This window comes from Acinetobacter sp. UBA3025 (genome assembly GCF_002367915.1).
Lineage (GTDB): Bacteria > Pseudomonadota > Gammaproteobacteria > Pseudomonadales > Moraxellaceae > Acinetobacter.
The window spans coordinates 1-10,538 of the sequence record NZ_DFDO01000003.1 but is presented as its reverse complement, the minus strand read 5'-3'; the positions used below and the strand labels follow the sequence as shown (position 1 = coordinate 10,538).

The following is a 10,538-nucleotide window of genomic DNA, read 5'->3' as shown; positions in this document are numbered from 1 at the left end:
ATCGAGTTTTCGCCCAGCCCCTGTTGCCTATCATAAGAGTTAGCCGGAAAATTATAACCCACTGTATTGTTCACTTATGTAACCTTATGATTAGACAATATTAATTTTCAGACATTTTTTGTCCATAAATCAATATTTTCCCAGCCGCATTTTAGGCTATAAGTTTAAGCGACTTTCCTGCTAAAATATGCGCCTTTTAAAGATTTCAGAACGTGAATTGAATTTTTATTTACCCGTTTGCCTATGCAAACAGGTTATTCGTTCACTCTTTCGACGTATTACCTTGTAGGAGCCTACATGACGGTTCAAACCTTCATTCCGAATGGTGCCCCAGCTGCCTCAGAAAACACTGTCACCCAGCCAGCGCACACCCCAGCCATCGATGGTTCAGTTAAAAAACTGTATATCGAAACGCAAGGGTGTCAGATGAATGAGTATGACAGTCACCGTATGGCAGATCTGCTGGGCGATTCCCACGGCTATGTGCTGACCACCGATCCTAAAGAAGCGGATATTCTGCTGATGAATACCTGCTCGATCCGTGAAAAGGCACAAGAAAAAGTATTCTCAGAATTGGGCCGCTGGCGCAAGCTGAAAGAAAAAAATCCGGATCTGATTATTGGTGTCGGTGGATGTGTGGCTTCTCAGGAAGGTGACAATATCCAGAAACGTGCCAATTATGTAGACATGATTTTTGGTCCGCAAACCCTGCACCGTTTACCGCAAATGCTGGACCAGCATTTTGAGCAGGTCGAAAAACCGAAAAAAGAAAAAATTAAACTGGTCGATATTTCGTTCCCGGACATCGAAAAATTTGACTTCCTGCCTGAACCACGTGTTGAAGGTTATAAAGCCTTTGTTTCGATCATGGAAGGCTGTTCAAAATACTGTTCTTTCTGTGTAGTTCCATATACACGTGGCGAAGAAGTATCTCGTCCACTGGATGACGTTCTGGCTGAAATTGCTGGCTTGGCAGAAAAAGGTGTGCGTGAAATTTCCCTGCTCGGTCAGAACGTGAATGGTTATCGCGGTGAGACCTTTGACGGAAAAATCTGTACTTTTGCCGATCTGTTACGTTTGGTTGCAGAAATTCCAGGTATTGGCCGTATTCGTTATACCACTTCCCATCCATTGGAATTCAATGATGATCTGATCCAGTGCTATCGTGACCTGCCACAGATGGTGTCGCATCTGCATCTGCCGGTGCAAAGCGGTTCCAATGATGTATTGCAGGCGATGAAACGTAATCACACCATTGATGTGTATATCGAGAAAATCGAAAAGTTACGTAAAGTTCGCCCAGACATGCATTTATCTTCAGACTTTATTATCGGCTTCCCGGGCGAAACCGATGAGAACTTCGAAGAAACCTATCAGTTTATTCAGGATCTGGATTTCGATCACTCTTATAGTTTTGTTTATTCAAAACGTCCGGGCACCCCTGCCGCAGAGCTGGAAGATACGACACCTGAACAGGTGAAAAAAGAACGCTTGGCCAAAGTTCAGGACTGGATTAAACAGTCCAGTATTCGTAAAACAGATGCCATGCTCGGTACAGTCCAGCGCGTACTGGTTGAGAAAGTTTCTGATAAAGATCCGAACGTTCTGGTCGGTACAGCAGACAACACCCGTTATGTCACCTTTATTGGCGATGCATCGTGGGTAGGACGTTTTGCAGAGATCGAAATTACCGAAATTAAAACTTTAAATTTAGTTTACGGTGAGCTCTTGAATCTTGAGCCTGACGTGGCGTAATGTAGAGCATATAACGTACACTTCTAAAAGGAACACTCTTGACTGCAACGATTCGACGTACAGTAGCTTTTCCTGGAATTTCGATGGACCGTTTACAAGCCGTCTTAGGTGCCTATAACGGTCATTTGAAACAAATTGAACAACGTTTAGACGTCAAAATTTCCCACCGAGGTGAAAGTTTCTTTATCGATGGTGGAATCGATGCCGTTGAGAGAGCCGAAATGCTCTTGCAACGTCTTCATGAAGAATCTGAACACAGCCAGCAGATCAGTGCAGATACTCTGCATATGATGATTCAAGGTAGCCAGACCGATCGTGAACTCCAGGAGAACCTGGAAGAACAGGAACATACCGGTCTGGACAATGTCTGGCTGCAAACGCGCAAAGGCCGGATCAATCCTCGCGGTGCCAACCAGAAACGTTATGTACAGCGTATTCTGCAAAGTGATATTTCCTTTGGTATTGGCCCTGCGGGTACCGGTAAAACCTATCTCGCCGTTGCAGCCGCTGTAGATATGCTGGAGCGTAATGAAATCCAGCGTATCTTACTGGTTCGTCCTGCAGTTGAAGCGGGTGAAAAACTTGGCTTCCTGCCGGGGGATTTAACCCAGAAGATCGATCCGTATTTGCGTCCCCTTTATGATGCCTTGTATGAGATGCTTGGTTTCGAAAAAGTGGCCAAGCTGATCGAACGTCAGATTATTGAAGTTGCACCGCTCGCCTATATGCGTGGTCGTACCCTGAATCATTCTTTTGTGATTCTGGACGAAGCCCAGAACACTACACCTGAACAGATGAAGATGTTCCTGACCCGTTTAGGTTTCGGTTCACGTGCAGTGATTACTGGTGACGTGACTCAGGTGGATTTACCACGAGGTCAGCAGTCTGGTCTGGCACATGCCTTACGTGTGATTGATAAAATCCCTGAAATTCATATTACCCGTTTCCATTCTCGTGACGTCGTGCGTCACCAGCTGGTTCAGAAAATTGTTGAAGCCTACGAAGGCTGGGACAGTGAACAGCAGCGTTTAAGCGCTGAGGCTCGTGCTGAGCGTAAAGCCCGTCAGGAAGCCTTGATAGCTGAAAATGATGCTGCGGCTGATGCACAGCATTAAAGCTGCATTGTTATTTAATTTTTAAGGATTCACGTTGAAACTTAGTCTCTCCCTGCAACAGGACTTTCAGTCACCAGAACTGGTGCTGAAACGTGCCTATATTAAAAAAGTTGTAGAAACCACTTTGCGCCATATCGGTACCCAAAGTGATTGTGAAATTGGCATTGCCTGTGTCGATAATGACGAAAGTCATAAACTCAATCTGGAATATCGCGGCAAGGATAAACCGACCAATGTCCTGTCTTTTCCAAGTGAACTTCCAGATGAAATGGCACAGGTTCTGGATGCTTTCCCGATCGGTGATTTGGTGATTTGTATTCCAGTAGTGCTGCGTGAAGCTGCTGAACAGGACAAAGCTCCACTGCTCCATTTCACCCATATGCTGGTACATGGTACTTTGCATCTGATGGGTTATGACCATGAAACTTCAGAGGAAGATGCTGAAGAAATGGAAGGCATTGAGATCGAGATTCTGGACAAACTGGGTATTGCTAATCCTTATCTGGAAAGAGATTAAAATTCAATAATTAAAAAGCGGGCTAAGGCTCGCTTTTTTCATTTTATTCACTTCATAATAAGCTCAATTTAAGAAATAAAATAAAAACCTTCATGAAATATGTCGTGATTTTCAAAGCGCAAATTAAAGAATTAGATCAGTGTTATTTTGAAACAGCCCAGCGAATGAGAGAAAGAGCCCTTTCACAATTTCAGTGCCAGTATTTTGAAGCCTTAACCGAAGGTACTCAGGAAATTGCGCTTTCTTACTGGAACAGTCTTCATGATATTCGCGCCTGGCATGCAGATGCTGAACATCAGGCTGCTCAAGAGCTAGGGAAAAATAGCTGGTATACATATTTCAGCGTGGAAGTCTGTGAAGTTTTACGGCGCTATGATGCACATTTAAATTAAATACTCATCGATCCTTATTTATTTTTTTCTTGATCTGTTCTTAGATACAGAGTTTTAAAAAAATATCTGCTTACGCATTCATGATTTCTTCCAGAAATACATAAGCACATAATGAACTTTAACAAAGAACTGTGCTTCAAAAATTTCAGGAGAACGTAATGAAAAGATTGTTCTCGACTGCATTACTTATTTTCTCTCCCTGGCTGTGTTCATCACTTTATGCCCACTCAATTCCCATGTGCCCAAAAATTAAATTTCAACAGAACCAAAGCTCATGGGCAGGCCATTATTATTTAAACGGAGTTATGGAATTAGGTTCGGAGTTGCTGTTACAAGCAGATGGTACCTTTAAATGGTATCTGGCCTATGGTGCTCTGGATCAATTTGCCGAAGGAACATGGTGGCAAAATAAAGAGTGTATTGGCTTAAAAGCAGATCCAAAGTACCAGGACTTAATGATATTTCCCAAATATCTAGCCATAGATGAAAACCATTTAAATGTGGTCTGGGACGATGGAACTCAGCAAGGTAGTTATATGCAGGCGAAGCGTCCAGATTAACGCACCTCAAATTCTGCTTCAGCCGGATCAAAACGCCAGGTTCGAATGATTCGTAACTCGGAAATATCCGACATCTTGGCATCAAATGCTCCAAACGGTGCTGCTTTGCGCACTGAAGATTTTGCAGCTTCATCTAGCAAACTATGCCCTGAACTGTCAATTAACCGAATTGCACGGATTCCGCCGTTCTGGTTCAAGATCACCATCAAGCGCACCTCTCCTGCCAGATTCTGCTGTTTGGCCGCGTCTGGATAATAGCGGTTACCATAGAACTCCACTTTCTGACGGAATTTTTCCAGATAAGCCGCAGAGACATCCTGTTTGGACTGGATGCCATCTACGGTTTTAATTTTTTGCTGACGACTGAAGTTTTGTTGTCGTTGCAGATATTGGGCTTCAAGACTGGCTACCATAGCGGCTTTGGCCTGAAACTGACTTTGTAACTGTTCCTGCATTTTTTTGCGCTGATTTTCTTCCGCCTGTTTTTGCCAGCTTAAAGTCGTCATCAGCACTTTTTCTTCAAAGCTTAATTCGCGCTGTTGTTGCAAAATATCCGGACTTTCTTGCTGCTCTTCTCCGGTCTTTTGCTCCATCAACGGTGCAGGCATATCGCTCGACATACGATGTGCTTCACGAAATTTACCTGAACCTTGCTGGTCAGTTTGAGCCAGAAAATCTGCATGCTCAATTTTTTCATCAGTTTGACGAATACTGACTGCAATTTCTTTGGTCATGCTCTCCTGATCTTGTGGCATACCAAATTCCAGCGTGAGAAAAATCACATGCAAAATAACAGCTGCAAATACGGCGCTATTAAAAATTGGATCTTTCCACCAGGCTTTGACCAGAGGCATTAATATCATGGTTGATCTCATCGCTACGAACCCAGACTTGAGTTCATCCCCCAAACAGCATTTTTAAAAATTAAAAAATAAACGGCTTTGCATTTTTCTTTTAAAAATGCCAAACCCATCAAATCTTCAACGTTACATAACTAAAACCCTAAAAATGGTGCTATTTATTTTGCTAAACTGCAAGCTGAAACTCTTGTATTTTTTATACAATTCGACAAGATACACTTCGAATTAAAACATATAGTTGCCAGGATGCTTAAAGATGCAAACGCTAATTTCCAATATTTCTAATAAAATTCGCCAGGCGTATCAAAAGGCGGAAGGATTTATTGAGGATGAACGCGAATTCCCTTTGTCTCAAGTTTTCCTGAATGCGACATTTCAACGTTTTGTCACTGACAATGTTTCCATGCTGAAAGACCTGCATGCCGATCTGCATGATGACTGGTTACGGCTCTATGCCACGCTGGACTATAAAGGTCTGAACGTGACCTTATCAGTTGATTTAAAACTGGTGCAAATGGAGCTGAATAAGAATACGCAGCTCATCGTATTTGAACAGATCAGTGATACCCAGTTGATTGAAGCCAAATACCCAAATATCTTTTATAAACTGGGGGTACGATTCGCCCTGTTTTTCTATCAGCGCGTGCTGAATAAGGACCCTCTTGGCATGATTCTGGAAAAACTGGGCGTGATTAAAGTAAAAGATGATTTGTTGCATCTGGATCTGAATCGCTGGTTAGGTAAAAACCGCTCGGTGATTGAAACACTTGGTAAGGTTCATGTGAACCATGCGGTACTTCGTGAAGCTGAACTGGTAGTGATCGGTAATGTGAATCTTGCTGCCCTGTTCAGAAAGCTTTCTCAGGAAAAAGAAGAGAAATGGGACGAAGACGACATGGATGACAATAAAGTCACACCGATCAAACAGAAAGAACCGACTTAAACTGCGTGTAATTCAATACCTAAACAAATACACCAGCAACTACATGAAATATACATTTTTATTGAAAATCTCCCTTCATTTTCCACATTTTGACCAAATAATAAAAAGTGGAAAGTGATCAATTTTATCTGAAACTACACAGGACAATTCTTTATGGCGAAAACTGTATTCAAAACTTTAGGGGTGACTGCAGGCTTGACTACCGCAATGGTACTTACTGGTTTATCCACCCAGACCTTCGCCATGACGCCTTTCCAAGCCAATTATCAGTTTAGCTACAATGGAAAAAATATGGGTTCTGCTACCCGTACCTTGAGCAAATCTGGTAATAACTGGACCTATGTTTTTGCAGCCAAAGCGGGTGGCGTTGCTTCAGCGACTGAAACCAGCCGTTTTACTTTTAATAATGGCAAGATTGGTTCAAGCAGCTTCAGCCGTACCAGTAAGATTCTGGTGCATAGCAACACCATGAGTATCAACTTCAATCCATCTAGCAAAACGATCAGTACCAAGAAAGATGATGAAAAACGTTCTTTTGCCTGGAGAGCAGATGTACTGGATGAGCTAAATGCTGAATTGCAGATTCGTGAAGACCTGAAAAATGGTGGTTTAAAATCGAATTACTACATTGCTGATGCCAAAGAAGTGGAAGGCCGTAAATTCGTCAAACAAGGTACAGAAACGGTGAGCACCAAATATGGTTCATTTAGTACCATTAAAGTAGTGATTAAACACAACAAACCAGGCCGTGAAACTACTTTCTGGTTAGCACCGAAACTGGACTACTTACCAGTCAAAGTATCGCATGTCGACAAGAAAACCTCTTACGGTTTATTGCTGACCAGCTATAACGGTAAAACGAACTAAGGTTTTTTGGTGAATTTCGCTTGATTTTTTTTGGGTGCTTTTTACAATACGCTTTTGCTTTAAAAAGCACCTGCTCTTGAGGATTCTCCCGTGCACGCACTAGAACAGAAAATCTTAGCCGAAGGTATCGTTCTATCTGAAGAAGTTTTGAAAGTTGATTCTTTCTTAAATCACCAAATTGATCCAATCATGATGCAGCAAATTGGTCAGGAATTTGCGCGTCTGTTTAAAGATGCTGGTATTACCAAAATTATTACCATTGAAGCGTCCGGTATTGCACCTGCAGTCATGGCAGGCTTAGAGCTTGGTGTTCCAGTGATTTTTGCACGCAAATACCAGTCTCTCACTTTAAAAGATGATTTATACCGTTCTAAAGTATTTTCATTTACCAAACAGACTGAAAGCACGATTGCCATTTCAAATAAACACATTAGTTCATCTGACAAGGTTTTAGTGATTGATGACTTCCTGGCAAATGGTCAGGCAGCACTGGGTCTTGCTGACTTGATTCATCAGGCGAATGCTGAAGTGGTAGGGATCGGGATTGTGATTGAAAAATCATTCCAGCCAGGCCGTGACTTGTTACTTGAAAAAGGTTACCGCGTTGAATCATTAGCGCGTGTGAAATCTTTGGCAAATGGTACTGTCGAATTTGTTCGCGATTAAGTTTACAAATGAATATTTTAAAGGGTGCTTCGGCACTCTTTTTTATTAGATTTTTTTAATTTCGGTTAGCTAGGAATAACTAAAATATAGCTATAAAATTATCTATTTTCGACTGCACGTAAATAGTTGTACTCCGACTTTTTCTTATGAGATTTCAAGACAACTAAAGCCTCAAGAATTTATTATCCGAAAAATAACAACAATTTAAACTGATATTATTATAAAATAAGAGGCCTAACTATCTGCCAATAGTTAGACCCTTGGTTTATTTTCAACAATAAACTATTTGACAGTCACAGTAATACTACCGCTGTTGACAGCACCAATGGCGGTAGTTGTGATACTGTTGTTAACAGCAGTTTGAGTTCCTTCTGCAATTGCACTTACAGATGCATCAATGGTACCTGCATTGTAAGCAATATTTGCTGCACTATAATTACTTAAAGTTTCATTGATTTGCTCACTGTAGTTGGTCGCCAGTGTAGTACTCACTACTTCTGAGATGTCTGAACTATCAGCAACCTCTGAGAGCTCTTCTACAGTTTCTGAGTTATTAGTTGCACTGGTAACTTCACTGAAGTCATAGTTATATGTCTCATCTGATACGTCTGATATCACGCTATTAAAGCTGCCTTGCTCTAGTGTAATACTACCTGTATTCGCGGCGCCAATTGCTGTAGTTTCAATCGTACCTTCAATTGAACTAATTGCATCCTGTGCTTCTCTTGATACCTCTCCTAATGCTTGTAAATCGACGCTGGCATCAACATCACCTGTATTTACTGCAAGATTCAAGGCAGAACCATTTTCCACCTGCTGAGAGATCGACTCCAGGGTCGCTTGTAAACCAGTATCTACGGTTACTTCAGTTGGTGTTTCATCATCTTGAGCATATGCCATACCTGCACCAGACAGGAAAGCGACAGATAAAGCGATTGTTTTGATCGTGTTTTTCATCGTTGTTTTTCCTTTTTTAGCTTTGAAATACTTCTCGCTCAGTATTTCTTTCTCATAATGGGAGCGAGCCCATTTTTACTGGTCAATTAATCACGCTGAGAACTTGACCAGTAATTTTCTATAACTTCAGGATTGGCATCCCACAACATGGATACCTTCTCCTCTTCTTTTTCTTTAGAATTCATTTCTTGCGAATCTTTTTCGTTCTTTACTACACCTGAAGAAGACGAAGCTTTTTTCTTACTGATATATTTAATTAAATCTTGTTTACTCATTTCAGGATCTGCTTCAGGATTCTGAATCACTTCGGATTCTTTGTTTTTAGGTGGCTTCGTATCTTTACTCGGTGAATTGGTCGATTTATTTTTTTCATTGGATGAAGAAGATTCTGTTGCAGCTGACTCCTGAACAGCAGTACTGGACGCTATACTATTTTGCTCCTGACTTTTTTTGTACTTATGCAAAGCCACAGAACTTCGTGTCAGATTGAGCTGACCATATTCAGGTGGTATTTGTGCACGGCAACCAGCAAAGACAGGAGGCGGAACAACCTGACTGAGTAATTCAAAAGTGGCCAGATTCAACATTTGCCGTAAAGCAAAATTAGTCGCCTCACGTTCTCCTTTACCAATTTGAACATTTAACAAGGTACGTCCAGTAAACCGCCCGGCACTGACACCATAATCCTGTGCAGCAATCTGCTTTTGCAGCGATACATTCGCAACGACTTTACTCGTACGTGTATCGGTAAGAGATAAATCCAGACCAACCATAATACGGGTTTGACTATAGTTCGGGCCAACACCCGCAATCTGCATATCAAATCCACCACCCGGAATAAAATCCAGACTGTTAATACTGCCCGTCACATAATAATCAGAGGCCTGAATCTGTCTTGGATCACGAATCCCCCACTTGGCTTCACTTTCAATAATTCGGGGATCACGTCGGTTCATTAAGTTAACTCCCGCCTGAAATAAAGCAGACTGCACCATATCTCCAGCGCCTTGGGTGACCATTTTCCCACTACCTCCATTGGTTACCACATCTTTGCCGGTTTGATCCAAAATCGCACCTACAGAGAAGCTGACATCATTACGTAATTGTCCTTTTAAACAGGATAAAGCCATATCAAAAGGAGTAAAAATATCGGTAATAGGAGGTCCTTGTACCAGTTTCATCGGCTTCTTATTGGAGGGTGCCAAACCAGTACACCCAGTTAGAAAATAGCTCAAAAGCACCGGTAAGCTCACAAAAGAAATCTTTCTTCTGGATGGAAAATTCAGCATGCTGATTCTCCCTGTCTGGTACTTAAGTTAGGACACTGTTTGGTATTTTGATTGGTATTCGAATTTACAGGAGCTCCATTTAGAAGCTCGCTTGCAATATCTATATTGTTATCCGAACCCTCTATGTTGATATTATTAGTCGGCGTATTTACTGTACCGATAGAGGTAGTTGAGGTGCTATACACCGTGGTTTTTCCTAATCCAGAATAATAATCCGACTCTCTAAGTTCGATCAGGTTTGCTTGAACCAAATTTTCACTAGAACGTGCTGCTGATGCTTTCCAACGCTGACTCCACTCATCTGAGGTTGCATAAGCGCTACTTAAAAAACATAAACAAATTAAACCCATATTGATCGCCAATATTCTCATAATATTAATATCCTCTGATTCAAAATGTTTATTTAGTTTTTTACTTTAAATAAGATCTAATTTATCTAAAAAATATTTAATCAGATAAAAAAATAAAATAAAGAAATTATCCGTATTCACATATTTTTTATTTTCAAATAAAAATTTAAACTTATGTTTTTATTAAAATTAAATAAATTTGTTTATAATTTGTGATTTGTAAGAAATCATTAGTAAGAAAAATAATGAATATAAAATTCATTTAAT

At 41.0% G+C, this 10,538-nt stretch carries 12 protein-coding genes; 8 read left to right on the top strand and 4 right to left on the bottom strand.

Annotation, left to right across the window (positions count from 1 at the left end):
• Nucleotides 1–297 precede the first annotated feature (297 nt).
• From miaB to B4J23_RS00075, 5 genes are all read left to right on the top strand, one after another.
• Complete coding sequence (gene miaB, locus B4J23_RS00095) at nucleotides 298–1,755, top strand: tRNA (N6-isopentenyl adenosine(37)-C2)-methylthiotransferase MiaB (protein WP_004786821.1); 1,458 nt, start codon at nucleotides 298–300, stop codon at nucleotides 1,753–1,755.
• 38 nt (nucleotides 1,756–1,793) lie between these two features.
• Nucleotides 1,794–2,870 carry a PhoH family protein gene (locus B4J23_RS00090; RefSeq protein WP_004786823.1) on the top strand — a complete coding sequence of 359 codons (1,077 nt, stop codon included), beginning with the start codon at nucleotides 1,794–1,796 and terminating at the stop codon, nucleotides 2,868–2,870.
• A gap of 34 nt (nucleotides 2,871–2,904) precedes the next feature.
• Entirely contained in the window at nucleotides 2,905–3,387 is a 483-nt protein-coding gene (gene ybeY / locus B4J23_RS00085; protein ID WP_180031749.1) for an rRNA maturation RNase YbeY, read from the top strand.
• Between the two features lie 92 nt (nucleotides 3,388–3,479).
• On the top strand, nucleotides 3,480–3,779 hold the full coding sequence (locus B4J23_RS00080) for an antibiotic biosynthesis monooxygenase family protein (protein WP_180031751.1): 300 nt from the start codon (nucleotides 3,480–3,482) through the stop codon (nucleotides 3,777–3,779).
• A gap of 158 nt (nucleotides 3,780–3,937) precedes the next feature.
• A complete protein-coding gene (locus tag B4J23_RS00075; RefSeq protein WP_291358095.1) occupies nucleotides 3,938–4,339 on the top strand; it encodes a hypothetical protein in 402 nt (133 codons plus the stop codon).
• Here the strand turns inward: B4J23_RS00075 and B4J23_RS00070 are convergent.
• Nucleotides 4,336–5,193: an energy transducer TonB gene (locus B4J23_RS00070; protein ID WP_291358102.1), complete on the bottom strand. Its 858-nt coding sequence runs from the start codon at nucleotides 5,191–5,193 to the stop codon at nucleotides 4,336–4,338. The genes B4J23_RS00075 and B4J23_RS00070 overlap by 4 nt on opposite strands.
• 262 nt (nucleotides 5,194–5,455) lie before the next feature.
• Between B4J23_RS00070 and B4J23_RS00065 the strand changes: the two genes are divergently transcribed.
• The 3 genes from B4J23_RS00065 (at nucleotide 5,456) to B4J23_RS00055 (ending at nucleotide 7,675) form a co-directional block, all read left to right on the top strand.
• Nucleotides 5,456–6,142, top strand: a complete 687-nt coding sequence (locus tag B4J23_RS00065; protein ID WP_291358093.1) for a hypothetical protein — start codon at nucleotides 5,456–5,458, stop codon at nucleotides 6,140–6,142.
• A 207-nt stretch (nucleotides 6,143–6,349) separates the two neighbouring features.
• Complete coding sequence (locus B4J23_RS00060; protein WP_414631555.1) at nucleotides 6,350–7,009, top strand: DUF3108 domain-containing protein; 660 nt, start codon at nucleotides 6,350–6,352, stop codon at nucleotides 7,007–7,009.
• Nucleotides 7,010–7,099: 90 nt separating this feature from the next.
• Entirely contained in the window at nucleotides 7,100–7,675 is a 576-nt protein-coding gene (locus B4J23_RS00055; RefSeq protein WP_004786836.1) for a xanthine phosphoribosyltransferase, read from the top strand.
• 282 nt (nucleotides 7,676–7,957) lie between these two features.
• Here B4J23_RS00055 and B4J23_RS00050 read toward each other — a convergent pair whose 3' ends face one another.
• From B4J23_RS00050 to B4J23_RS00040, 3 genes are all read right to left on the bottom strand, one after another.
• Complete coding sequence (locus tag B4J23_RS00050) at nucleotides 7,958–8,632, bottom strand: hypothetical protein (protein ID WP_004786838.1); 675 nt, start codon at nucleotides 8,630–8,632, stop codon at nucleotides 7,958–7,960.
• 86 nt (nucleotides 8,633–8,718) lie between these two features.
• The gene (locus B4J23_RS00045) at nucleotides 8,719–9,921 is read right to left on the bottom strand and encodes a CsgG/HfaB family protein (RefSeq protein ID WP_291358087.1); all 1,203 of its coding nucleotides are present in this window, start codon (nucleotides 9,919–9,921) and stop codon (nucleotides 8,719–8,721) included.
• Entirely contained in the window at nucleotides 9,915–10,292 is a 378-nt protein-coding gene (locus tag B4J23_RS00040) for a hypothetical protein (protein ID WP_291358085.1), read from the bottom strand. The genes B4J23_RS00045 and B4J23_RS00040 overlap by 7 nt, the downstream gene beginning before the upstream one ends.
• Nucleotides 10,293–10,538: the final 246 nt, after the last annotated feature.

Bases quoted from the DNA above. Each gene is read 5' to 3' on its own strand.
- miaB (WP_004786821.1), top strand. From the start codon at position 298: ATGACGGTTCAAACCTTCATTCCGAATGGTGCCCCAGCTGCCTCAGAA.
- B4J23_RS00080 (WP_180031751.1), top strand. From the start codon at position 3,480: ATGAAATATGTCGTGATTTTCAAAGCGCAAATTAAAGAATTAGATCAG.
- B4J23_RS00075 (WP_291358095.1), top strand. From the start codon at position 3,938: ATGAAAAGATTGTTCTCGACTGCATTACTTATTTTCTCTCCCTGGCTG.
- B4J23_RS00070 (WP_291358102.1), bottom strand. From the start codon at position 5,193: ATGCCTCTGGTCAAAGCCTGGTGGAAAGATCCAATTTTTAATAGCGCC.
- B4J23_RS00065 (WP_291358093.1), top strand. From the start codon at position 5,456: ATGCAAACGCTAATTTCCAATATTTCTAATAAAATTCGCCAGGCGTAT.
- B4J23_RS00060 (WP_414631555.1), top strand. From the start codon at position 6,350: ATGGTACTTACTGGTTTATCCACCCAGACCTTCGCCATGACGCCTTTC.
- B4J23_RS00050 (WP_004786838.1), bottom strand. From the start codon at position 8,632: ATGAAAAACACGATCAAAACAATCGCTTTATCTGTCGCTTTCCTGTCT.
- B4J23_RS00045 (WP_291358087.1), bottom strand. From the start codon at position 9,921: ATGCTGAATTTTCCATCCAGAAGAAAGATTTCTTTTGTGAGCTTACCG.
- B4J23_RS00040 (WP_291358085.1), bottom strand. From the start codon at position 10,292: ATGAGAATATTGGCGATCAATATGGGTTTAATTTGTTTATGTTTTTTA.